The organism is Pseudarthrobacter sp. WHRI 8279 (assembly GCF_040224115.2).
Classification (GTDB): domain Bacteria; phylum Actinomycetota; class Actinomycetes; order Actinomycetales; family Micrococcaceae; genus Arthrobacter.
This window is the reverse complement of record NZ_CP168162.1, coordinates 1336459-1361031: the sequence shown is the minus strand read 5'-3', so window position 1 is coordinate 1361031 and position 24573 is coordinate 1336459. Positions and strand designations below refer to the sequence as shown.

Below are 24573 nucleotides of genomic sequence, written 5' to 3'. Positions count from 1 at the left end.
GACCTTCGGCCCTTCCGCCGTCCGCCGGGAGTGGCGAAGGTGGTGGGTATGAACGCAGAAACAGTGTCCAAGCCTGTGATTGTGGGCGTTGACGGTTCCGAGTATTCCTCCGCCGCCCTGCGGTACGCCGGGGCCCTCGCCGCCCGCCTTGGCGCGCGGCTGGAGGTCATCACCTGCATCGGCATGCCCGATTACCTGGTGGTGGCGCACCTCGAAGGCGGCGAGCACCCGTTGACTGCGCGGCTGGAGGAAACCGCCGCCCGCCTGGTGGAGGAAGCCCTGGGACGGGCATTCACCGGTGGGCGGCCGCAGAACATCGACGTCACGGTCAGGTTCGGCCCGCCCGGAAAAGTCCTCGTGGACGAGAGCCGGCGCGCGCGGCTGCTGGTGGTCGGGCGGCACGGTGAGGGAGGATTCCTCGGCACATCCATGGGCTCGGTCAGCAAGGCGTGCGCGGCACACTCCGTGTGCCCGGTGCTCCTGGTGGGCCAGGAGGCGGACGACGTGCCATGACAGCGGCGGGCCTGACCTCCGGCCAGGCTGCGGAACTCCTGGAGAAGGCAGGGCCCAACGTCCTCCCTGCCGAGAAGTCAGTATCGCAGTGGCGGAAACTCTGGGGGGAGCTGACACACTTCTTCGCCCTCATGCTGTGGTGCGCGGCAGCCCTGGCCTTCCTCGCGGACCTGCCGCAGCTGGGCGTGGCGATCATCGTCGTCGTACTTGTCAACGGGGTCTTTGCCCACATCCAGCAGGAACGGGCCCAGCACGCCGCGGCCAGGTTGCGCGGGCTGCTGCCGGCAGACGTCATGGTGCGGCGGGACGGGCGGGTCCGCAAAGTCCACGCCAGTGAGCTGGTGGTCAACGACGCCGTGCTCCTGACGGCAGGCGACCGCATCCCCGCAGACGTCATCCTTGTTACGGCACAAGCCTGCGCCGTGGACGAGTCGATGCTGACCGGCGAAAGCGACCCGGTGCCTAAAACGGCCGGCGACTCCGCCTGGGGCGGAACGTTCCTGGTGAACGGCGACGCCGAAGCCACCGTAAAAGCCACCGGTGCCGGGACCCGGCTGGCGGGGATTTCCGCCCTCACCAGCGGCGCGGTTCCGCCACCCACGCCGCTGTCCCTGGAACTGCGCCGGATAGTCCGGGTGGTGGCATCCCTTGCCCTGGCGATCGCCGCCCTGTTTTTCCTGGTCTCCCTGCTGGTGGGGATCGAATGGCGCGATTCCTTCCTGTTCGCTATCGGGGTTGCCGTCGCGCTTGTCCCGGAAGGCCTGCTGCCCACGGTGACGCTGTCGCTGGCGATGGGCGCGCAGCGCATGGCCTCCCGCAACGCCCTGGTCCGCAACCTTGAGGCTGTGGAAACCCTCGGTTCCACCACCTTCATTTGCACCGACAAGACAGGGACGCTCACGCAGAACCGGATGAACGCCGTCGAGGTTTTCACCTCCGGCGGATCGGTCAGCATCGCGGGCGAAGGCTACAACCCGGAGGGCGCTGTCCAGGGAGACGGGCAGGAGAAGGCAGCGGAAACGGCCCTCGCGGCGCTCGCCGCCTCGCAGGGCCGGGCCGAACTCCACGACGGGCAGTGGCGGGCCTTTGGCGACCCCATGGAAGCGGCAATCGACGTGCTGGCGCGGCGTTTGGGCGGGGCGGCAGAGAACCGGACAGCGCCTTCGCGCCGGTTCGCCTTTGATCCTTCACGACGGCGGGAGTCGGCGATCGTGGGGCAGGACCTCTTCTGCAAGGGCGCACCGGAGGCCGTCCTTCCGCTGTGCAGCGGCGCCGACGGCCAGGTTGCAGGCCAGGTCCAGCTCATGGCCTCCCGCGGACTCCGTGTCATCGCCGTGGCGCGCAGGCGGCTCGATGGGCCATCCGAAGCCTGGGCATCCCGCCCTCCCGGGGACATTGAACGCGGCATGGAGCTGCTGGGGCTGATCGGGCTCCACGATCCGCCGCGGCCGGACGTGGCCGACGTCATACGGACTGCCCGCACGGCAGGGCTCAAACTGGCCATGATCACCGGCGACCATCCTGCGACCGCAGCCGCGATTGCCCGCGAGATCGGGCTGATGGGGGCGCCGGAGTGCATCCTGGAGGGCTCGGATCTTCCCGACGACGAGCAACTGCTGGGGGCGCTCCTGGACCGGGACGGGGTAGTGGTGAGCCGGGTTTCCCCGGAGCAAAAGCTCCGGGTTGCCAAGGCCCTGCAGTCCCGCGGCCACGTGGTGGCCATGACAGGCGACGGAGTCAATGACGGCCCGGCCCTCCGTGAGGCCGACATCGGGGTGGCGATGGGCCTGAGCGGCACCGACGTTGCGCGCGAAGCTGCGGACCTGGTGCTCCTTGACGACCACTTCGCGACGATCGTGGCAGCCATCGAGCAGGGCAGGGCCACCTACTCGAACATCCACCGCTTCCTGACCTACCACCTCACCGACAACGTGGCGGAGCTGACCCCCTTTGTGGTCTGGGCCCTCTCTGGCGGCCAGTTCCCGCTGGCCCTGGGGGTCCTGCAGATCCTTGCCCTGGACATCGGTACGGACCTGCTGCCTGCCCTGGCCCTGGGTGCCGAGCCGCCCGGCAAGCGGGTGCTGTCCCGGCCGCCGGAGCGGCGGCACCTGATGGACCGGCAGCTGATGGTGCGGGTCTTCTGCGTGCTGGGCCCGGTGGAGGCCCTGGTTGAAATGTCCGCGTTCTCCGTGGTGCTCTTCGGCGGCGGCTGGACCCGGGGCGAAACGCCGGAACCCGGGCTTCTCATGGCCGCGTCCGGGGCGGCCTTCACGGCGGTGGTTCTGGGCCAGCTGGCCAACGCCTACGCCTGCCGGAGCGCCACCGCTCCGCCGTGGAGGCTGGGGTGGGGCTCGAACAGGCTCCTGGCCTGGGCCGTCCTGGCCGAACTGGCCGTGCTTGCGGCCTGCCTGTACCTGCCGCAGCTCGCCGCCCTGCTGGGCCAGGCCCCGCCGCCGATGGCCGGGCTGCTCGTGGCCACCTTGGCCGTACCGGCGGTCCTGGCCGCCGACTGGGCCTACAAGGGATTCAGGGGCCGCGGCGCCCGCTGAGCAGCACCCAGGAACCCCTGCCGGCGGTCCTGCGTGTGCTGCCCGTCTGTGTCCTTCAAGTCCCTGTGCTTTCTGCCTGTGTGCTGCCAGCCCCGGGCCGGACCGGTGCTCGGGACCAAAGACTCTGCATTGCCTCCGGGGCACGGCCCAGAATCAAGGCATGACTGCTCCCGCAACGTCCCCGGCTGATGTTCACGTCACATGGTTCGAGGACACCGGGATCGGGGACATCGCCTCCGTGGGAGGAAAAAACGCATCGCTGGGCGAGCTGAGCCGCTCCCTGCAGTCCGCCGGCGTGAGGGTCCCCGACGGGTTTGCCACCACCGCCGGCGCCTACCGCGCCTTCCTGGCAGCGAACTCCCTGGAGCCGCGGATCAGGACGTACATCGAGGAGTACCGGGCCGGACGCGCAACCCTGCGCCAAGCCGGAGCAGCCATCCGCGAGCTGTTCTTGTCGGCAACGTTCCCGGACAGCATCGGTGAGGCGATCCAGGAGCGCTACCGGCTCCTTTCCAAGCGGGCAGGCCAGCACGAGGTATCGGTGGCAGTGCGCAGCAGCGCCACGGCCGAGGACCTGCCGGATGCAAGTTTCGCCGGCCAGCAGGAGACATTCCTCAACGTGGCCGGCGGCCGCGCCGTCCTGGATGCGTGCCGGAACTGCTACGCCTCGCTGTTCACCGACCGCGCCATCAGCTACCGCGAAATGAAGGGCTACGACCACCTCGACGTCGCCCTGTCCGTGGGCGTCCAGCGCATGGTCCGTTCGGACCTCGGCGCTTCAGGGGTCATGTTCTCCATCGACACCGAGTCCGGTTTTCCGCAGGCCGTGCTCATCAGCGCGGCGTGGGGCCTGGGTGAGACCGTTGTCCAGGGGACCATCAACCCGGACAAATACCAGGTGTTCAAGCCGCTGCTCTCCGACGAGCGCTTCAACCCCGTGATCGAGAGGGAACTGGGCGCGAAGGAACGCAAAATGGTCTACAGCCACGGGGGCAACGCGCGGACCCAAATGGTGGAAACCACCCAACGGGAGCAGGGTTCCCTGGTGCTGTCCGACCAGGAAGTGGTCCTGCTGGCACGCTGGGCCAAGGCCGTTGAAGACCATTACGGGCGGCCCATGGACATGGAGTGGGCCAAAGACGGCGTGACGGGCGAGCTGTTCATGGTGCAGGCCAGGCCGGAGACAGTGCAGGCCCAGCGCAGCAGCACGTCCTTCAGGACGTACCACCTCCAACAGCAGGGCCGGCTGCTGACCTCGGGGGCGGCCATTGGCGATGCCATCGCCGGCGGTCAGGCCTGCGTCATCCGGGACGCAAAGGACATCGAATCGTTCGTGGACGGTTCAGTGCTGGTGACCAGGATGACGGACCCGGACTGGGTCCCGGTCATGAAGCGGGCCGCCGGCATCGTCACTGACCACGGCGGCCCTACCAGCCACGCAGCCATCGTCAGCCGTGAACTCGGCGTGCCCGCCGTCGTCGGAACCCGGAACGCGACCGAAGCCGTCACCGACGGTGCCCCCATCACCCTGTCCTGCGCCGAAGGCGAGGAAGGCCGCGTCTACGAGGGGCTGCTGGAGTTCACCATGGAAGAGGTGGACCTCGAGGCCCTTCCCGCCACCCGCACGGACGTGATGGTCAACATCGGCAGCCCTGCAGCAGCCTTCAAGTGGTGGCGGCTGCCAGCGGCGGGCGTTGGCCTGGCACGGATGGAATTCATCATCAACAACCTCATCCGCATCCATCCCATGGCCCTGGTGCACCCTGAAAGAGTGACGGATCCGGAGGAAGCCGCGCTCATCCGGAAGCTCACCAGCGGTTACAGCGATCCCACGGAGTACTTTGTTGACGTGCTGGCCACTGGGATCGCCAAGATAGCGGCGCCGTTCCACCCCAAACCGGTAATTGTGCGGCTCAGCGACTTCAAGAGCAACGAGTACAGCCACCTGATTGGTGGCGGGTTCTTCGAACGCCCGGAAGAGAACCCCATGCTGGGCTTCCGCGGAGCCTCCCGCTACTACAGCGACCACTACCGGGAAGGGTTCGCCCTCGAATGCAAAGCCCTCAAACGGGTACGCGAAGAGATTGGCTTTTCCAACATCATCGTTATGGTCCCGTTCTGCCGGACCGTCCGGGAAGCGGACCTGGTCATCGAAGCGATGGCCGGGCAGGGACTGGTGCGGGGCAGTGCCGGGCTGCAGCTCTACATGATGTGTGAAATACCCTCGAACGTCGTGCTTGCCGAGCAGTTCGCCGAGCGCTTCGACGGGTTCTCCATCGGCTCCAACGACCTCACCCAACTGGTCCTGGGCGTGGACCGCGACTCCGAACAGCTTGCCGGGCTGTTCGATGAAAGGGACCCTGCTGTCAGTGCCATGATTGCCCAGGCGATCGACAAGGCGCACGCCGCAGGCATCAAGATTGGAATCTGCGGGCAGGGGCCAAGCAACCATCCGGATCTTGCCGAGTTCCTGGTTGGCCGCGGCATAGATTCAATTTCGCTGAACCCTGACACCTACGTGAAGACCGTCCCAGTCATTGCCGCGGCCGAGCAGCAGCTGGGCAGAGGGGCCTAACGGCACTGTCAACGAAGGACGGCCTGCTGATATCCCTGTCATATGACCGCGTCGTCACCCACTGCCGCAGCCGCCAAGCCACCCTTCGACGCCGTCATTTTCGATCTGGACGGGGTGGTGACCAATACGGCGCTGGTCCATCAGGCCGCCTGGAGGGACGCGTTCGAACACATCCTGCAGGACCCGCGGGTGCCGGCCACCGCCAGCCGCGCACCCCTTTCCAAAACCGACTACCGAACCTACATTGATGGCCTTCCCCGGGAGGAAGGCGTGTTGAAGTTCCTCGCGTCAAGGGGGGTGAAAGTCGAGAAGGGGTCGGAGAGCGATGAGCCCGGCACCTGGAGCGCGTTCGGCCTTGGTGCACTGAAGAACCGGCTGTTCCAGGAGCGGCTCAAGCGGGACGGCGTCCAGAGCTATCCGGGAACGGTGCAGCTGCTGCAACGGCTTTCCGACGCCGGTGTCCCCACCGGAGTGGTCACGTCCAGCCGCAATGCGTCCTCGGTCCTGGACGCGGCCGGGCTACCGGATCTTTTCGGCGTCATCCTGGACGGGACTGCTGCCGCCAACCTCGGGCTGCGGGGGAAGCCCGCTCCCGACGTTTTCCTGGCGGCCGCCTTCCGCCTTGGGGTATCGCCGTCCCACGCCGTGGTCATCGAGGACTCGGTGGCAGGGGTCCTCGCAGCGCACAAGGGCGGGTTCGGCCTCGTGGTAGGCATCGACCGCAGCGGAACCCGGCGGGAGCTCGAAGCAGCCGGTGCCAGCACAGTCCTCAACGACGTCAGTGAACTGGACCTGGGACTCGTCCTTGGCGATCCATGGCAGCTCGTCTACGAGGGCTTCGACGCCGGACACGAGGGCCACCGGGAAGCGCTGACCACCCTTGGCAACGGCTACCTCGCCGTCCGGGGCGCATCGCCCGAAGGCGGCGGCAGTGCCCGGTACGCCGGCATGTACCTGGCGGGAGTCTTCAACCGCCTGGCCGCCGAAGTCGCCGGCGAGGTGCTCGTGGAAGAACACATGGTCAACGCACCGGACTGCCTTCCCCTGGACCTGCGGCTGGCGGACGGGCAGTGGTGGTCGGAGGGAGGCCTGGTGGCTGTCCGTGAGCGCCGCACGCTGGATCTCCAGCGCGCGGTTCTGGAACGGCGGCTCCTGCTGGAAACCGGGGACAAGCGGCGCATGGAAATCGTCCAGACGAGGTTCGTCTCCATGGCGGAGCCCCACCTGCTGGGACTCGAAACGAAGATCACGCCGCTGGGCTGGAGCGGAGCCGTGGAACTGCGCAGCGGCGTGAACATGGGCGTCACCAACTCGAATGTCCCCGAACCGGTCTCCAGCCCGGGGATCCACCTTGTTGACCGGACCAGGAACGGCGGCGGCTTCAAGCAACCGGCTCCGGATGACGTTTCCGTCGTGGAGGCTGAGACAACCCAAAGCCTGGTCCGGATAGCCGTGGCATTCCGCACCAGTGCGTCGGGGGCAGCAGGCAGCGGTGTGCAAGGCACAGGGCAGCCCGGCAGCATCGGCCCGTTCCACTTCCGGACATTCCAGGTGGCCCTCGCTGACGGGGCTGCAGCAAGAATCTGCAAGACGGTGGCGGTGGTGACATCCCGTGACCGGGCCATCGCCTCCCCGGCCTCCGCCGCCGTGACAGTGCTGGCCCGTGCCGGCGGGGACTTTGACGCCTTGCTGGCCGCACACCAGGACGCGTGGCGGCACGAACTCCATCCGTTCCTGGTGGACATCGAGGCGCCGGTGCAGGTGCGCCTGGTCCTCAACCTGCACATCTTCCACCTGCTGCAGACCCTCACCCGCCACACGGCAGAGCTCGACGCCGGGGTCACGGCCCGGGGGCTCCACGGCGAGGGATACCGGGGCCACGTCTTCTGGGACGAGTTGTTTGTCCTGCCGCTCCTGACCACCAGGACGCCGGATGTGGCCCGCTCCCTCATCGAATACAGGTGGCGCAGGCTTCCGGCTGCCCGCCACGCGGCAGCGCTCCAGGGCCTCCCGGGGGCGCAGTTTCCCTGGCAAAGCGGGAGTGACGGTACGGAGGAAACCCCCAAGTGGCTCTACAATCACAGATCCGGCAGGTGGGTGAAGGACCACTCGCACCTGCAGCTGCACTCCGGACTGGCTGTGGCCTTCAACGTCTGGCAGTACTTCCAGGCCACCAGCGACAAAGCCTGGCTGCTCCGCAAGGGCGCCGAACTGGTGATCGACGTTGCCCGGTTCTTCGCAGCACGGGCCGGGTACAGCCAGGACACCGGGCGGTACCACGTCCGCGGCGTCGTGGGGCCCGATGAGTACCACACGGGATATCCGGGCAGCCCTGATCCCGGGCTGGACGACAACGCCTACACCAACGCCATGGCTGCCTGGGCCTGCCTTCGGGCCGCGGAGATCATGGGCATCTTCCACGGGAACGAACTCGCCGGCCTGATGGAGAGGCTTGGCGTCACCGGTGAGGAGGCCGCAGGCTGGGAGCAGGTGGGCAGGGCCATGTTCATCCCCTTCCACACGGACGGCGTGATCAGCCAGTTTGCCGGATACGAGGAACTCGACGAACTCGACTGGGAACGGTACCGGGAAACCTATGACAGCATCGAGCGGCTCGACCTGATCCTGGAAGCCGAGGGGGATGAAACCAACCGGTACAAGCTTGCCAAGCAGGCCGATGTCCTGATGCTGCCCTACCTGCTGGGCCATGAAGGTGTGATCGCCCTCCTCCAGGAACTGGGATACGCGTTCACGGGAGACCTGTTGAACCGGACCATCGAGTATTACCTCGCTCGGACTGCCCACGGGTCCACCTTGAGCCGGGTAGCCCACGCGTCCGTGCTGGCGGCGCTGGACGCCGACCGTGCCTGGGACAGCTTCCGCGAAGCGCTCGACGCCGACCTCGACGATACCCAGCACGGCACCACACGGACGGGCATCCACCTGGGCGCCATGGCTGGAAGCATCGATGTCATCCAGCGCAGTTTCGCCGGGCTGAGGCTCAGCGGCGACGCAATCGTCTTCGCCCCCAACCTGCCCACCGGCCTGCGGTCCGTCGCCTTCAGGGTCCGGTACCGGGGGCATCACCTGAACGTCGAACTCAAGGACGGGCGCATGAGGATTGCATCGGCGGCCGGGGACGCCGAACCCATCAGCGTGCGCGTCAACGGCAGGAAGGCGGCGCTCGCGGCCGGCCAGGCCAGGACATTCCGGCTTCGCGTGCCGGCGGAGGGATCGGCTGCATCATGAAGAAACTCGGGATCCTGACAAGCGGCGGGGACTGCCCCGGCGTCAACGCAGTGATACGCGGGGCAGTGCTGGGCGGTGAGGTTGTCCACGGTTATGGATTCGTGGGTTTCCGTGACGGCTGGCGGGGAGTCCTGGAACAGGATGTGGTTCCCTTGCCCCGGCGCAGTGTCCGGGGAATATCCCGGCTCGGCGGGACCATCCTTGGGACATCCCGCACCAATCCGCTTGAGGGCGGCGGAACCGATGCGGTGCGGGACAGCCTGCGGCGCAACGGCCTGATGGGGCTGATCGCCATTGGCGGCGAGGGAACACTGGCCGCGGCTAAGGAGCTGTGGGACCAGGGCATCAACGTGGTCGGGGTTCCCAAGACGATCGATAACGATCTTGGTGCCACGGACTATACGTTTGGGTTTGATTCCGCCGTCCAGACAGCCACTGAAGCCATTGACAGGCTGAGGACCACCGGGGAGTCCCACCACCGGTGCATGATCGCGGAGGTCATGGGCCGCAATGCCGGCTGGATCGCGCTGCACTCCGGAATGGCCTCGGGTGCCCATGCGATCCTCATACCGGAGCATCCGGTGTCCCTGGACCAGATCTCCGCGTGGGTCCTGTCAGCACGGGACCGGGGGCGGGCGCCCCTGGTGGTGGTGGCTGAAGCTTTCGTACCGGAGGGGCAGGAGACACCCTACGCGCCGCGGGGGCTGGATACCTTTGGCCGGCCGCGTCTTGGAGGCATCGGCCGGCTGCTGGAGCAGCAGCTGCAGCACACCACCGGGATCGAGACCCGGGCCACTGTCCTGGGCCACATCCAGCGTGGCGGAGAACCCACCGCTTACGACCGTGTCCTTGCCACCCGGCTGGGCCTGGCCGCCGTCGAGGCAGCGGCCGGCGGCTCATGGGGGACCATGGTGTCCCTCCGCGGGACGGACGTCGTCACCGTAGGCCTGGAGCTTGCGCTCGGACGCCTGAAGGTGGTGCCCGAGGAACGGTACAAGGAGGCGGCAGTCCTGTTCGGGTGAAAGAACACTTCGATGGCGTGACCGTGCCTGGCCCCGGAGGGACCAGGCATCAAACCTCAGCCCCTGCTGATCAAGATCTTCGACGCCGAGGCCACCTCTTGCTGGTCCGGAAGGGGAGCGCGGACTTCCAGGACGCCGTCCTTGTATGAAGCGGTGACGTCAGCCTGCTGCACCCCGCTGGGAAGGGGGAGCCGCCGGACGAAAGAACCGTAGCGGAATTCGGAACGGTAGCTGTCCTTGTCCTTGTGTTCCGTTTTTTCCTGCCGTTCGGCCCTGATGGACAGGACACCGTCGGTCACCGTCACGTCCACGTCCTTTTCCGGGTCGATCCCGGGCAGTTCCGCGCGCACCACCAAGGTGTTGCCGTCCACCACCTCCTCCACCCGGATGGCGGACGAACCCATCTCTCCTTCGAAGAGTCTTTCGATCACATCCATGGGGGAGCGGCGGGAATCAAACCACTTCATCAGGTCAGTCATTATTGCCTCCTGCTCATTGTGAGCCGGGCCGACGCATTTGCCCGGCATTAACACCATCCGCCCTCTGCGGGTGCTGTTCCAGAGTCCAAGGTCCCACCGTGGCCCCGCGGTGTTTACGGGCGGACCCGCAGGACGGCCGAGCCGGTAATCCTGTCCGCAGCGAGATCCTCGAGGGCCGTGTCCGCGGCATCGAACGGGTAGGAGGTGGTGGTTGGTGCCAGTGGAATCCGGGCCGCGAGGGCCAGGAACTCATTCCCGTCGGCCCGTGTATTGGCCGTAACGCTGCGGACCTGGCGCTCGTAGAAGAGGTGGGCCTCATAGTTCAGTGGCGGGATGTCGGTGAGGTGTATACCGGCAACCGCCAGCGTCCCGCCGCGGTCAAGGGCAGCGAGCGCGGCCGGCACCAGGCCGCCCACAGGGGCGAACAGAATCGCCGAGTCAAGCGGTACCGGAGGAGTGTCATAGGCGTCACCGGCATATTCGGCTCCCAGCTCCAGGGCAAGGGCACGGGCCTCCTCAGAGCGGGTCATGACAAAAACGGATGCCCCCTGGTACATGGCCATCTGCGCGGTCAGGTGGGCGGAGCTGCCGAACCCGTAGATGCCAAGGCGCCCTCCGGCCGGGAGGTTGGCGCGTTTCAATGCGCGGTAGCCGATGATGCCCGAGCACAGCAGCGGCGCGGCCTGTTCATCGGTGAACACGTCCGGAATCAGGTACGCGAAGTCCTCGGCGACGGTGAGTTTTTGGGCGTAGCCGCCGTCCTTGTCCCAGCCCGTGAAGACAGGCGCCGAGCACAGGTTTTCGTCCCCGCGGCGGCAGTACGCACACCTCCCGCAGACACCGCCCAGCCACGCTACGCCCACCCTGTCGCCCGGGGCGAACCGGGAGGCCTCCGGTCCTGTTTCCACCACCACGCCTACCGCCTCATGGCCCGGGACAACTCCGGGGCGGCGCGGTTGCAGGTCCCCTTCGGCCAAGTGGAGGTCGGTCCGGCAGATTCCGCAGACGCTGACGTCCACCAGAAGTTCATTGGCCGCGGGCAAGGGGTCCTCTCGGGTGCCCTTGACCAGGGGACGTGCAGATATGGGGCCGGGCCGGCCCACCCACCATGCGAGCACGCTGTCCTCCTTCCGCCGCCTTAGTCAACAATGGCCGGGGCCGCGATGCGCATGCCAGAGCCGAAGGTCACCAATGCCATCAGTCCTCCGGGCGTCCGGCGAGGCGCCGCTGGAAGTACCGGACGGCTTCAATGACCAGGCTGCCGGCCACGGCCACGGTGAGGGACGCGGCCAGGAGATCCGCGGGTGGCCATTCCAGCCTGAAGAAGTCCTGTGCCGCGGGCACCGTGAACAGGAGCGCCAGGCCCCCATACATCCCCGCCAGGATCAGGATTTTCGTCCAGTTGAGCGGCCGGGACGCCGTCACGAGGATCCAGGAGGCCACCAGGGCCAAGGTGATGACGGCGGCCGACTGCGTGGCCCCGGCACTGCCGGATGCCGCGAAGTGCGCGTACATGCTGACAGCCAGCACGCACAGCGCCCCGCACAAACCGGCCGGCACGGAGAAGGCCAGGGAGCGCTTCAGGAATCCGGGCTCATACCGCTGCGCTCCAGGCTGCAGTGCCAGGAAGAACGCCGGCAGGCCGATCGTCAGCCCGTCGAGGACGGACATCTGGCGCGGAAGGAACGGAAAAGGCCACAGGAGCAGGGCAAACGTCAGCGAAATGACGGTTATGTAGACGGTCTTGCTGAGGAACACCATGGAGACCCGCTCGATGTTGCTGATGGCCCGCCGGCCTTCGGCAACGACCGCCGGCAACCTGTCGAAGCGCCCGTCCAGGAGGATAAGCCGGGCTACTGCCTTGGTGGCCGGTGACGCAGTGTCCATGGCAATGCCCAGATCGGCTTCCTTGAGTGCCAGCACGTCGTTGACCCCGTCGCCTGTCATGGCAACCGTATGCCCGCGCCGCTTCAGCGCCTGGACCATGTCCCGCTTCTGGGACGGGGACACGCTTCCGAAAACGTGGTGGTTCTCCACTGCTTCTTCAAGCAGCAACGGGTCCGTGGGCAGGTTCCTGGCGTCGTAGGCTTTGCCCGTCCCGATGCCCACTGCGCGTGCGAGCACTGCCACGGTGCGGGGGTCGTCCCCGGAAATGATTTTCAGGCCCACGCCCTGCTGCCGGAAGTAGGCGAGGGTTCCTGGCGCTTCCTTCCGGATATCCTCGCGGAAGGTCAGCAGTACCACCGGAACGAGTCCAGTGGGCAGTGCTCCGCCTTTCGCGGACACGGGAAGGCCCCCGGGCATGTGGGCGAGCGCCAGCGTCCGCAGGCCGGTAGAAGCCAGCGCTGCGGCGCTCCGGCGGGCGTGGGCACTGGAGGACGAGTCCGCCAGGACAAAATCCGGCGCCCCAAGAACCCATGTTCCGGCGGCCGGCGAGCCCGGCGGGAACGTCACCGAACTCCATTTCAGGGCGGAGGTGAAGGGCACGGATGACGTTTCTGGCAGGACGTCGGCCGCGGGAAACGCGTCACCGATGGACTTGGCGGTGGTGCTTGCTTCCTCCTTGGCGCCGAACCATTCAAGGACCTTCCGCCATCCCTCGGCCGCGGGCACGCCGGCGTCGTGCACTGCGTTGAACGCCATGGCGCCGGAAGACAAGGTGCCGGTCTTGTCCAGGCACAGGACATCCACCCGTGCCAGTACCTCAACGGCCGCAAGCTCCTGGACCAGGACCATGTGCCCGGCCAGGCGGACCCCGCCCACCGCGAAGGCCACGCTGGTAAGCAGGACCAGGCCAAGGGGAATCATGGACATGATGCTGGCCACCAGTCCCACCGCCGCCGGTATCCACTGGCCGGAGCTGAAGGCAGCCGCCCAGCCGCCGGCGTTCTGGACCTGGGCATGGGTGACCAGGACCGCAGTGGGCAGGAGCAGCCAGGTGATGACGCGAAGCACCCTGTCCAGGCCGGAGCGTATCTCGGACGTGACCAAAGCGAACCGCCTCGCTTCGGCAGTCAGTTTGTAGGCGAACGTCTCGGGGCCCACCCGGACCACCGCCGCCCGTCCGCTCCCGGGCATGATTAGCGACCCGGACAGGAGCACTGCCCCCGGAAGCTTGGGAACTGGCGCTGACTCCCCGGTCAAAAAGGATTCGTCTGCCTCCACGTACCCGCCGTCCAGGAGCCGCACGTCAGCGGCCACCTGCTCGCCGGCGCTGAGCAGGACGATGTCATCCGGGACCAGGGCCTCCGCCGGGATCAGCCGTGGGCTGCCATCCCGGACCACCCTGACCTGCGCCGCGTGGAGAATTGCCAGCCTGTCCAGGGACTGCTTGGCGCGGTATTCCTGGATGATTCCGATCAGGGAATTCCCCAGAGCTGAGAAGCCAAACAGCGCATCCCGCCACTGGTCCAGCACCAGCAGCAGGACAAAGCAGCCAGCCACGATGGCGTTAAAGTGGGTCAGGACATTCGCCCGGACAATGTCCCACACACTGCGGCTTGTTGCCACGGGGATGCTGTTGATCCGTCCGGCCCTGGTCCGGGCCAGGACCTCGTCGGAGGAGAGCCCGTCCACCGCCGGCTGTCCCGCCGGCGCACCGGACCCCACGTGGCCTCCGGTGCTTTCCCCTTTTTCAAACATCATGTGGAGCGCAGAGCCCACCCGTCATGTGTCATGCCGGGACTTCTTCAACCGGGTGATGACCGTGGGGCAGGGAGGCTGGGTGAGGACACCGTGCGCCGTCGATCCGAGCAGGAGCCTGCCGAAGCTGCCCCTGCCCCGGCTGCCCAGGACCAGCATCCGGGCGTCCGCGGCTGCCCGGACCAGGGCGTCTGCGGGTTCCATGACAGTTTCCAGGATTCCGTGCACCACAAGGCCTGGGAAGTCCTGGCGGAGCCCCGCGACTGTCTCGGACAGGACAATCTGTTCCTCTTCAACCACGTGCCCGGCGAAGCTGCTGGACGGGAGGCCCGCTTTGATCCACCGGTTGGGGCCGGTGAACGCATACAGGACGGTGAGTTCCTCGCCCAGTGCGTCAGCCTCGGCCGCCGCGAAAGCCACGGCCTGGGTGGACTCTTCGGACCCGTCAACGCCCACCACAACACCCCGCCCGCTGCTTTGGCCTGTGCCGATCACCGCTACCGGGGATTCGGCCGTGGCGGCTGCCTGAAGTGCCCGGTCGGTCAGTGCGCCGCGGGAGTGGCCGCTGCTGCCCAGGACCAGCATCGAGGCGTCCTTCGAGTACTTCCCGAGCGAGGCCCCAACGCTTCCCTCCAGCAGTTCCTGTGACACCTGAAGGTCCGGTTCGGCGCTGCGCACCGTTTCTGCGGCTTCTTTCAGCATGTCCATCGCGGACTGGCGCAGGACGTCGATGTAGGGGAGCGCTTCGATCCTTTCGCCTGCCATCCAGCGGTCGTCGAGGACATGCAGGATTGCCAACGGCACCTTTTGCCGCCGCGCGCGGGCCGCTGCCCACAGCAGGGCCGCTTTGGAAGGGGCGGAATCGGCGATGCCGACGGCGACGGGCTTGTGTGCGTCCATGGGGTACCTTCCGTGGTGCTGCTGGTGGTTGAGAGTTTTAGTGCCGGAAAGGGCTTCAGGCCCTGTCGGCCGGTTCCTGCGGGGCCCACCACCGGGTGGGCGGGGTGATGAAGAATCTCCTCCCGGTGATCTCCTCGGGTGTCACCCGGATGAGGCTGTCCTTGGGGCCAGCCTGCCAGGGAGACAAACCTGCGTCGGAGGCATCCTGGAAGTCTTCGGTGTCGTCCACAACGGCCGCGTGCCCCTTCACCACTACGCTCCAGGCAATGGTGCCGTACTGGTTCAGTCCGTCGGCCTCCAGGGACATTGCTTTGCGGCCGGCCACTGCGTCCATTTTGGTGCCCGGGCCGGTGCGGATCAGCAGGGTGCCGTTGCTGGGCACGAAGTTGACCGGGAAGATCTCCACCGTGTCCCCGCGAGTGAAGGCCATCCTGCAAACGGACGTCGACCGCAGGTATCTCCAGCAGTCATGCACGCCAAGGTTTTCGGGTTCCGGTTCTGCTGCAGCTGTGTCCATGGCCGTAGCCTAGGACGCGCAGCGGGGCGGGGCTAGGGAAGAAGGTCCTGCTGCGCCGGTCCCGGCGGCTGCTGCTGTCCGGCTTTCCGTAATTGGGGCATTTCAGACCTTGACTTACTCTCCTAGACTGGTGCCGGGCGTCGCTTCGTCCTGGGGCGGAAGCGGCGTTGCCGGGGGAACCTACCTCCCGGACGCGTGCAACACCGCTGAGGGCCTGCAACGACGCAGGCACTTTCCACAGGAGGTCGGACGTGAGCACTGAACCGTGGAGCTCTCCCATGAAGGAACGGGCCGAGGATCTCCTTCGGGACTTTGTTGCCCGCGCAGATGAGCTGCTGCAAACCCAGGAACGCATGAACGGCCTGCTTGCCGCCGTCGTCGCCCTCGCCCAGGATTTGAGCCTTGAAGCCGTGCTGGACCGCCTGGTCCGGTCCGCGTGTGAACTTGTGGGCGCGAAGTACGGGGCGATGGGCGTGATCGCGGAGGACCGCAGCCTGAGCCACTTCATCACGGTGGGAGTGGACGAGGAGGACATCAGGTCCATTGGGGACCTGCCTACGGGGCACGGCGTCCTGGGCCACCTGATCCGGGAGCCGCAGCCATTGAGGCTGCACGATCTCGGCCAGCACCCCATGGCCTCAGGCTTTCCGCCCAACCATCCCCCGATGAGCACCTTTCTGGGGGTTCCGGTCCGTGTCCGGGACGAAGTGTTCGGAAATCTCTACCTGACGGAAAAGGACGGCGGGCAGGACTTCACGCCGGAGGATGAGGACCTTGCCGTGGCCCTCGCTGCGGCCGCCGGTGTGGCCATCCAGAATGCCCGCCTGTTTGAGGACAGCAAGCGGCGCCAGAAATGGCTGGAGGCTGGGATGGAACTAAGCAGCCGGCTGATCATGGCCCCGCACCCCGGGGACTCGGACAACCTTGACCTGGTGGCTGAAACAGCCTTGCGGGTGTCAGAGTCCGCGCTGGCCGTGATTGCTGTTCCTGCGGGTGACGGGGTCCTCAGGTGCAGGTCCTCCCTGGGCGTCCAGGGCCTGCAGGCGGGGCAGGAAATTGGTGCTTCCGACGCAGTCTCCTCGGTCATCGAGACGGGGGAGTCCCGCGTGGTGCGTGATCCCCAGCGGGTATTCGGCGATGAGGTGGCGGAAAAACTGGGTTCGGTGCTGGTCTGCGCAATCGGCCACAGCAACAGCGAGAACGGTGTTCTGCTGCTCGCCCGTCCACAGGGCTCAACCGCCTACAGCCAGGCCGAAGCGGACTCCAGCTCGATTTTCGGGAGCAGGATCGGGCTGGCACTCGACCTTGCCCGTGTCCATGCGCTCCGTGAACAGAACCTTTTGTTCACTGACCGGGAGCGGATTGCCCGCGACCTGCACGATCTTGTCATCCAGCGGCTTTTCGCCTCCGGACTGAGTATCCAGAGCCTCCGCCGCTACACCTTGGATCCCATAGCGCACGAACGGATTGCCACCGTCACGTCCGAACTGGACGACACCATCCGGAAGCTGCGGGACACCATCTACTCCCTTCGGACCGGGGAGGAAAACCTTGAACCGCTGACAAACCGCATCCTGGGGGTGGTCCAGGACAACTCCCGCAGCTATGCCGTTGAACCAAAAGTGGCTTTTGCCGGCCCCGTGGACACCGTCCGGGAAAACGTTGCCGGCCATGTGCTTTCCGTGCTTTCCGAAGGACTGAGCAATGCCTCCCGCCACTCAGGTGCCAAGGAGATACGGGTTGCGGTGTCCGTGACCCAGCGGCAGGTTGAGCTGGTGATCCAGGACAACGGGTGCGGTTTCGAAGAACCCGCACGGGTGAGTGGCCTGGCCAATATGCGGCACCGGGCAGAGATGCTGGGCGGCAGCTGCACTATCCGTAGCACGCCGGGGGAAGGCACCCGGATCACCTGGTCCGCCCAGCGTTTGTGACGGACGGGAAGGCAGCAGGCAGCTTCGGTCAATGGGACTGGTTTATTGCCCGTCCGGGGTGTTCCGCGTGACGTACACGGCGGCCTGGGTCCTGCGCTCGAATCCCAGCTTCGCCAGGATGGATGACACGTAGTTCTTCACTGTTTTCTCGGCCAGGAAGAGCTCCTCGCCGATCTGGCGGTTGGTCATGCCCTGCCCGATCAGCGTCAGGACCTTCTTCTCCTGGGCACTGAGCGCATCCAGCCGCGGGTCCGTTGGGGCCTTGGAAAGTCCGGCGATGATCCGCTCCCTGACGCCGGGCTCAAAGAGGGACTCGCCTGCGGCCGCCTTGCGGATTCCGGCGAGGAGGTCATCGCTCCTGATCTGCTTGAGGATGTATCCCGACGCTCCTGCCAGGACGGCGCCCCGGATGGCCTGCTCGTCGTCGTAGCTTGTCAGGATCAGGCAGTGCAGGCGGGGGTCCAGCGAGCGCACATCCCGGCATACCTCGATGCCCGTGCCGTCGGGGAGCCGTCCGTCCAGGATCGCGATATCCGGCTGGAGTGCGGGGATGCGGCGCGTGGCCTCCGCCGCGGATCCGCTCTCACCGACCACCTCGAACCCTTCGCCCTCAAGTAGGTCCTTCAGCCCCTGCCTAACAAGCTCGTGGTCATCGAGAATGAACACGCGCAGCGGCTCCTGGGGACCTGCAGCCCCGTCCGGGCCCGACTCATGCCTTTGCACCCTATGCTCCCAATTGTCTTAAGGACTATGCCTGCACTGCTGTACAGGCAGCCCGTGCCAGGGGCCTGGTCCCATCTTTCCGTCTGTGCGGACCAGCAGGAAGGGACCAAAGTCGCGAGTCCTGATCATACAACCGCAGCCCCTCGCCGGCGGTTGCCCCGTGCCGGCCCGCGACCAGCACCCGGCGGTGACTTTCGGCCCTATCCCGCTGCCCGGACCCTGTACAGTCTGGGAGCAGACCAAACAGATCGGAGCCTCATGGACGCCCCCGAGGAGCACCCCAGGATTGTTGTTGGCGTGGACGGATCCGATGCCTCGATCGCCGCCCTCCGTGCAGCCGGGGACCTGGCCGGGCCCCTTGGCGCAACTGTGGAGGCGTGGGCATGCTGGGACGTTCCTCCCGGCTATGGGCTCTACCTTGTGGTGGGCATCGAAGGCTTCGAATACGCAGCCAGGCAGTCGCTGGAGCAGGCCCTTGCGGACGCTTTCGGCCCGGAGCTGCCGGCATTTGTCCACCCGCGGCTGGTGCGGGGCAAAGCCAGTGAGCAATTGATTGAGGGGAGCCGGAACTCGTCCCTCCTCATCGTGGGGCGGCGCGGCCATGGCAGCCTGGTGCTGGGCTCGGTGAGTTCGGCGTGCGTCAGCCACGCGCACTGTCCGGTCCTGGTGGTCCACGCCCCGGAAGAAGCCGCGCACCGAAAAAGCGGCGGCGGGCAATAGCCGACGTGTCATCAGCGATGCTGCGTGCCGTCGTCGTGCGTCCCGGCGTGGTGGCCCGTGCCTTCTCCGGTCAGTTCGTGAAGCCCCTGCACGGACGCGGCGAGGGACATGTCCGGGGACTCGACGATGAAGGGCATCAGGAGGCGGTTTTCCTTGTCCAGGTGCAGGGCAAACAACCGCTGGATGGCAGAAGCTGCCACCGCGGCGGCTAGTCCGTTGGAGGTTCGCAGTTCCTCCACGAGGTCCACAATGACGCGGTGTTCGGCCAGCATCCCCTCCACCAGGAGCCTTCCCTCGGAGGTGGCGTGCGGTCCGCCGTACAGGGGACCCTCCTCGGCCAGGGCATGGGGGATGAGGTGGCTGTCGCACCAGTCCAGGAGTGTTGCCTGCGCTGTTTCTTCGGCGGCGGCATCACGTGCCTCCACTGCTTTCATCAGGAGGGCCACGAGTCCGTTCAGATGCTTGAGCATGTGTGCGTGGTGTCTTTCAACCGCCTGGAGTGCTTCTGCCTCGGCGGCAGCGTCCTTGTCCTGGTTCATGGTCCCTTCCTCATCGTCCCTTCCCAATCGTCCTTTTCTAACCGTCTCCTTCAGGGGTGCCGCCGGCCTGTGCCTGCAAACTGCCGGCAGCGTCCCACCCGTTCCTGGCGTTAACTATGGGCAGTGGGACCGGGTGCGTCACAGGGCAATTGGTCCCCTACCTTGGAAGAACCATGAAGGGAGGGCTGTGCCTGATGGGTGCTGAGGCAGCCGATTCGCCGCGCAGGACCGCCTTTCTTGTCCGCTGGGTGGCGTGGGTGAGCGCGGGCGAGAGCCTCGGCTTCCTTGCCCCTGCGGCGGCCCAGCCCGTTTCGGTTGTCTTCTGGCCGGCAGCCGGGGTTCCGTTGCTGGTGCTTGCCGGCTTTGTAGAGGGTGCCGTCCTGGGGTGGTTCCAGGTGCGTGTTCTTAGGACCAGGCTTCCCGCCGTGTCCGTACGGCGCTGGGTCCTGCTTACAGCAGCGGCGGCTGCTCTTGCCTGGACGGTGGGCCTGTTGTCCTTCAGCAGCGAGTCCTGGCAGGGGTGGCCGGCAGCAGCCCAAATAGTTACGGGAACCGGGGCCGCACTGGTGCTCCTGGTCTCGATCGGCCTGGCGCAATGGTTCGAACTGCGCCGTCATGTCCCCAGGGCCTGGCGGTGGATCGCCGGAAGCGCCGCCGCCTGGGCCGTGGGACTGGGCGTTTTCATGGCCGTTGCGACTCCGCTGTGGCAGCCCGGCCAGGACTTGTGGCTGACAGCCACCATTGGAATAGGGGCGGCGGTCCTGATGGCGGTGGCCATGGCCGCAGTGACCGGACTGGTGCTGGTCCGGCTCCTGCCAAAGCCATGAGGCCCGCTCCTGCAGTACCTGGAACGGCGGGACCTGGCTAGAACGAGTGGCGCCTGAAGCGCTTGTCCACGGCGACGACGAGTGAAGCCAGCACTGCGATGCCCAGGATCCGCAGCCAGGTCTCCGGGCCGAGGGGGGCTGTGTGGAAGAGTTCGTTCATTACGGGGGAGTAGGTGATGGCCAGCTGGCCGGCCGCCTGGACCAGGACACCGAGAACCACCCAGCGGTTACTGAAGAAGCCGATCCGCCACACGGACCGGGTGAGGGAACGGCAGCTGAAGAGGTAGAACGTCTCCACCGCCACGAAGAGGTTGACTGCAGCGGTCCGGGCTTCGGCAAGCGACGCACCACCGGCCAGTTCGAGTTCGAAAATCCACCAGGTGCCTGCCACAAGGAGCGTGGAGACCAGCAGGATCCGGAGGGTAAGGGTCCAGGTCAGGAGTGGGCGGCCGGGTGTCCGGGGAGGCCGGGACATGAGGCCGGGCTCCTTCGGCTCGAACGCCAGCATCAGCCCCAGGGCCACCGCTGTGGTCATGTTGATCCACAGAATCTGCGTGGGCAGGACGGGAAGGGTTGCTCCGGCCAGGATCGCCACGAGGATCACCAGGCCTTCCCCCATATTGGTGGGCAGGGTCCAGACGATGAATTTGGTCAGGTTGTCAAAGACGTTCCGGCCTTCCTCGACAGCCGCCTCGATGGTGGCGAAGTCGTCATCTGTCAGGACGATGTCCGAGGCCTCCTTTGCCACTTCCGTTCCAGACCGTCCCATGGCGATCCCTACGTTCGCCTGGCGCAGTGCCGGGGCGTCGTTGACGCCGTCGCCCGTCATGGCAGCCACGTGCCCCCGGGACTGGAGCGCACCGATGAGACGGAGCTTCTGCTCGGGCGACACCCGCGCGAAGACTGTTGCGCGCTCCACCGCATCGGGCAGCTGGTCCTCGGGGATCGCATCTAGCTCCGTTCCCGTCAGCGCGGTCCCGTCCGTCCGGTCCGCAGTGATGCCCACTGCCCTGGCAATGGTGGCTGCGGTACCAACATGGTCGCCGGTGATCATCTTGACGGCCACCCCCGCCTGGTGGCAGGCACGCACTGCTGCCGCCGCTGCCTCCCGCGGCGGATCGAACATCGCCTGGAGCCCCGTCAGCGTCAGCTGTCCGCGCAGGTTTGCCTCGGCAAGGGAGGTGCCGGCGGGCAGGTGCATCATGGCCGTCGCCAGGACCCTCAGGCCCGTGCCGGCAAACCGGTGCGCAACCTCCAGGACCGCCTGCCTGTTGAGGCGCCCGTAGTCACCGGGGCCGTCCATCTGCCAGGCACACAGCTCCAGCACCCGTTCCAGGGCGCCTTTGACCAGCACGGTGTCCTGCCCGGTGCCACTGGCGTCCGGGAACCGGGGGGAGTGGACCGTGGCCATGTACTGGCTCTCTGACGTGAACGGCAGCGCCCCGCGCCGCGGAGCGGAGGCCAGGAACTGGGCGGTGTCCACGCCGCCCTTCCCGGCAGCCACCAGCATCGCAGCCTCCGTGGGATCCCCCTGGACACGCCAGGCGTCGCCCTCCCTCACAACCTGCGCGTCGTTGCAGGCGGCTCCTGCCAGCAGTGACCAGTGCAGCGCAACGTCCCGCGCCGCCGTCGCCACTCCCTCAGTCCCTTCCGAGCCGCCTTGGACACCCGCACCTGCGGGAAGGACGCGCCCCTCCGGGCCATAGCCGGAGCCTGTCACGTCGTAAGCGCCGGATGAAGTCCACAGTGCCCGCACCGTCATCTGGTTTTCAGTGAAGGTGCCGGTCTTGTCCGAACAGATGACCGTGGTGCTGCCCAGCGTCTCAACAACCGGCAGCCTGCGCACCACTGCGCGGCGCCGGGCCATCCGGCGGACACCGATGGCGAGCGTAACCGTGACTGCCGCGGGAAGGCCTTCGGGGATTGCCCCCACCGCGAGCGCGACGGCGGCGGTAAACATTTGTGCCGGCTGCTGGCCGCGTGCCACGCCTGCAAGGAAAGTCACGGCGGCAAGTGCCAGGATGGCCACCGTCAGCGTCATGCTGAAATGCGCCAGCTTTTGGGTCAGCGGGGTGGCCACCTGCTGCACCGAGCCCATCAGCCGGTGGATCTCACCGAGTTCCGTCTCGCCGCCGATGGCGACGACGACCCCCGCGCCGGTGCCGGCCGTCACCAGGGTGCCGCTGTAGACCATGTTCCGGCGGTCCGCCACCGGTGTGGTCGGGGGAAGGACCACCTCGTTCTTCTCTACTGCCTCGGACTCGCCCGTCAGGGCGGATTCATCGGCACGCAGGCCGGACAGCCGGACCAGCCGCAGGTCCGCCGGGACTTTATCCCCGGCCTCGAGGATGACTAGGTCTCCGGGGACGAGGTTCTCCGAGGGGACCTCTTCCAGTTGCCCGTCCCTGACCACCACAGCGCGCGTGCGGACCAGGGAATGCAGCGCATCCAGGGCAGCCTCCGCCCGGACTTCCTGGACGAAGCCGATCACCGTGTTCACCAGGACGACGGCGAGGATGACGCCTGAGTCCAGGTACTCACCGAGGAACAGCGTGACGGCCGCCGCGGCCAGCAGCACGTACACCAGCGGATTGTTGAACTGCCGGGCCAGTTTCCGGAAGATCCCCCCGCCGCGTGAGCGCGGCAGCACGTTGGTTCCGAACTCGGCCTGGCGGCGGGCAACCTCCGCGGACGCGAGGCCCTGGACATGGTCCGTCCCGAGCAGCAGGACCACCTCATGCAGGGGAAGCCCGTGGTGTGCGGGATCAGCCGTTCCGTTCGCTGCCGGAGCAGGACGCCTGCCGGCGGCTTTTGCCTGCCTGGTCTTTTCCATTAGCGGCCCTTCCTTCAGTCAGGGGCCAGCAGCGCGTCAAGCGTGGCGAAGCCGTACCCGGCGGCGCTGATGCGGTCGATGATGTCCGGCAGGGCGTCGGCGTCAAGGGTAGAGCCGTCGTCGGGATTGGAACCAATGTGCATGAGGACAATTTCGCCGGGCTGCAGGGCGGCCAGCGTGCGGTCTGCGACGGCCTGGGTGCTGACGCCGCCACTGGTACCTTTCCACCCCAGGGTGTCCACGGTCCACCGGACGGCAACGTAGCCGAGGCTGTTGACAGCGGCAATAGTGCGGGCATCCCTTTCGCCGAAGGGGAAACGGAACAGCGGACGGGGGTCGGCCCCGGCTGCCAGGATTGTTTGTTCCGCTCCCCGGACCTGTTGGGCAATCTGCCCGTCGTCCAGGCCGGTGAAACCAGGATGGGTCATGGAGTGGTTGGCCACCCGGTGCCCCGCAGAAACGATCTGCTTCACCCCGCCGGGGTTGGCATCCACCCAGTTACCGGTGAGGAAGAACGTGCCCGTGACCCCCTTGGCGGACAGGGTGGACAGGATCTTCGGCAGTCCTGCCGCATTGGCTCCGGCATCGAACGTCAGCGCCACCACGCGCCCCGCGTCCGGAATGACGGTGAGGTCCTGGCTGATCAGCCGGGAGGGGAACGGCGCCGCCGGCGGGACAGGATCCGGTTCAGGGCCGGGCCCGCCGTCCGTTGCGGGGGGCGGGACCGGGACGGGAGGCACAGTGGCGGGAGGCTGGACAGGGTTCTGCCCTGCCTCCGGTGTTGATGCCTCCACAGGCTGGGATGCGGAGGGCTCTGCTGTGGATGGCCGTGTTGTGGCGGGAGGGGCGCTGGAGGCCGCCGGGCCGGGGCTGGTGGAGGCGCCGGGAGAGGTAGGTGCGGCCGGCTGTAGAGAAGTTCCCGCCGGTGACCGCAGCAGTACGGCAAGAACGATGGCCAGGACAATCAGGGCGAGCACGACGGCGGCAGCCGCCATCCGTCGTCGTGCGTCACCCCGCAGCGGCTCCGTCAACGGACTGCGCCTGCCGTAGTCCCGGCCACGTGGACCTCCTTCAGGATGCCCCCGGGCGATCTTCCGGCGTGTGGACCACCAGCACCGGACAGTGGGCGTGGGCCACCAGGGCTGAGCTGACCGAGCCGAGGAGCAGCCCGCCAAAACCGCCGTGCCCGCGGCGTCCCACCACCACCATGTCCGCATCACGGCTGGCGTCGATCAGCGAGTCCCGCGGGTGGCCGCGGATCAGGTTGGGAAGAACGTTCGACGGCGTCTCGCCGCCGAAAGCCTTCCTGACCGCGTCGTCGAGGATCTCCCCGGCACGCTCCTCGAAGCCTTCGATACCCATCATCACGTAGCCGGCGTAGACCTGCGGGTAATCCCAGTACGCGTTGGCCAGGACCTTGGCACCCAGCGGCGTTGCGAGGCGCTGGGCCTGCCGCAGCGCCTCGATGGACGGTTCCGAGCCGTCGACACCCACAAGGATCCGGGCAAATGGTGTTCCAGCAGTACTCATCTCAGCTCCTCAGGTGACCCGGGC

18 protein-coding genes are annotated in these 24573 nt (G+C 66.9%); 8 read left to right on the top strand and 10 right to left on the bottom strand.

What is annotated here, in order from left to right; genetic code table 11:
* Positions 1-48: 48 nt before the first annotated feature.
* The 5 genes from ABRP28_RS06095 (at position 49) to ABRP28_RS06075 (ending at position 9908) form a co-directional block, all read left to right on the top strand.
* A complete protein-coding gene (locus ABRP28_RS06095; protein WP_350002438.1) occupies positions 49-513 on the top strand; it encodes a universal stress protein in 465 nt (154 codons plus the stop codon).
* Entirely contained in the window at positions 510-3062 is a 2553-nt protein-coding gene (locus ABRP28_RS06090; protein ID WP_350002437.1) for a cation-transporting P-type ATPase, read from the top strand. Before ABRP28_RS06095 ends, ABRP28_RS06090 begins: the two co-directional genes overlap by 4 nt.
* Before the next feature lie 160 nt (positions 3063-3222).
* On the top strand, positions 3223-5637 hold the full coding sequence (ppsA, locus tag ABRP28_RS06085; RefSeq protein ID WP_350002436.1) for a phosphoenolpyruvate synthase: 2415 nt from the start codon (positions 3223-3225) through the stop codon (positions 5635-5637).
* A 42-nt stretch (positions 5638-5679) separates the two neighbouring features.
* A complete protein-coding gene (locus tag ABRP28_RS06080) occupies positions 5680-8886 on the top strand; it encodes an HAD-IA family hydrolase (protein WP_350002435.1) in 3207 nt (1068 codons plus the stop codon).
* Complete coding sequence (locus tag ABRP28_RS06075; protein WP_350002434.1) at positions 8883-9908, top strand: ATP-dependent 6-phosphofructokinase; 1026 nt, start codon at positions 8883-8885, stop codon at positions 9906-9908. The genes ABRP28_RS06080 and ABRP28_RS06075 overlap by 4 nt, the downstream gene beginning before the upstream one ends.
* A gap of 56 nt (positions 9909-9964) precedes the next feature.
* Here ABRP28_RS06075 and ABRP28_RS06070 read toward each other — a convergent pair whose 3' ends face one another.
* The 5 genes from ABRP28_RS06070 to ABRP28_RS06050 form a co-directional block, all read right to left on the bottom strand.
* Complete coding sequence (locus ABRP28_RS06070) at positions 9965-10387, bottom strand: Hsp20/alpha crystallin family protein (RefSeq protein ID WP_350002433.1); 423 nt, start codon at positions 10385-10387, stop codon at positions 9965-9967.
* A 113-nt stretch (positions 10388-10500) separates the two neighbouring features.
* On the bottom strand, positions 10501-11505 hold the full coding sequence (locus ABRP28_RS06065) for a zinc-dependent alcohol dehydrogenase family protein (protein ID WP_350002432.1): 1005 nt from the start codon (positions 11503-11505) through the stop codon (positions 10501-10503).
* Positions 11506-11584: 79 nt separating this feature from the next.
* Positions 11585-14029 carry an HAD-IC family P-type ATPase gene (locus ABRP28_RS06060; RefSeq protein WP_374152969.1) on the bottom strand — a complete coding sequence of 815 codons (2445 nt, stop codon included), beginning with the start codon at positions 14027-14029 and terminating at the stop codon, positions 11585-11587.
* 24 nt (positions 14030-14053) lie between these two features.
* A complete protein-coding gene (locus ABRP28_RS06055) occupies positions 14054-14929 on the bottom strand; it encodes a universal stress protein (RefSeq protein WP_350002430.1) in 876 nt (291 codons plus the stop codon).
* 55 nt (positions 14930-14984) lie between these two features.
* Entirely contained in the window at positions 14985-15446 is a 462-nt protein-coding gene (locus ABRP28_RS06050; RefSeq protein WP_350002429.1) for a pyridoxamine 5'-phosphate oxidase family protein, read from the bottom strand.
* A 278-nt stretch (positions 15447-15724) separates the two neighbouring features.
* Between ABRP28_RS06050 and ABRP28_RS06045 the strand changes: the two genes are divergently transcribed.
* Positions 15725-17377: a GAF domain-containing protein gene (locus ABRP28_RS06045; RefSeq protein ID WP_350002655.1), complete on the top strand. Its 1653-nt coding sequence runs from the start codon at positions 15725-15727 to the stop codon at positions 17375-17377.
* Positions 17378-17419: 42 nt separating this feature from the next.
* Here the strand turns inward: ABRP28_RS06045 and ABRP28_RS06040 are convergent, their stop codons facing one another.
* Complete coding sequence (locus tag ABRP28_RS06040) at positions 17420-18043, bottom strand: response regulator transcription factor (RefSeq protein ID WP_231454033.1); 624 nt, start codon at positions 18041-18043, stop codon at positions 17420-17422.
* A 315-nt stretch (positions 18044-18358) separates the two neighbouring features.
* Here ABRP28_RS06040 and ABRP28_RS06035 point away from each other — a divergent pair, with 315 nt between their 5' ends.
* Positions 18359-18820: a universal stress protein gene (locus ABRP28_RS06035; RefSeq protein WP_350002428.1), complete on the top strand. Its 462-nt coding sequence runs from the start codon at positions 18359-18361 to the stop codon at positions 18818-18820.
* Positions 18821-18831: 11 nt separating this feature from the next.
* On the opposite strand, the gene ABRP28_RS06030 is transcribed toward ABRP28_RS06035, so the two are convergent.
* Positions 18832-19359 (bottom strand): hemerythrin domain-containing protein, encoded by a 528-nt coding sequence (locus ABRP28_RS06030; RefSeq protein WP_350002427.1) that lies wholly within the window; start codon positions 19357-19359, stop codon positions 18832-18834.
* A gap of 173 nt (positions 19360-19532) precedes the next feature.
* Here ABRP28_RS06030 and ABRP28_RS06025 point away from each other — a divergent pair, with 173 nt between their 5' ends.
* A complete protein-coding gene (locus ABRP28_RS06025) occupies positions 19533-20186 on the top strand; it encodes a hypothetical protein (protein WP_374152936.1) in 654 nt (217 codons plus the stop codon).
* A 37-nt stretch (positions 20187-20223) separates the two neighbouring features.
* On the opposite strand, the gene ABRP28_RS06020 is transcribed toward ABRP28_RS06025, so the two are convergent.
* Genes ABRP28_RS06020 through ABRP28_RS06010 form a run of 3 tightly spaced genes read right to left on the bottom strand, consistent with a single transcriptional unit; the run spans position 20224 to position 24549 of the window.
* Positions 20224-23019 carry an HAD-IC family P-type ATPase gene (locus ABRP28_RS06020; protein ID WP_350002425.1) on the bottom strand — a complete coding sequence of 932 codons (2796 nt, stop codon included), beginning with the start codon at positions 23017-23019 and terminating at the stop codon, positions 20224-20226.
* 14 nt (positions 23020-23033) lie between these two features.
* Entirely contained in the window at positions 23034-24050 is a 1017-nt protein-coding gene (locus tag ABRP28_RS06015) for a polysaccharide deacetylase family protein (protein WP_350002424.1), read from the bottom strand.
* A gap of 40 nt (positions 24051-24090) precedes the next feature.
* Positions 24091-24549 carry a universal stress protein gene (locus ABRP28_RS06010; protein WP_350002423.1) on the bottom strand — a complete coding sequence of 153 codons (459 nt, stop codon included), beginning with the start codon at positions 24547-24549 and terminating at the stop codon, positions 24091-24093.
* Positions 24550-24573 lie beyond the last annotated feature (24 nt).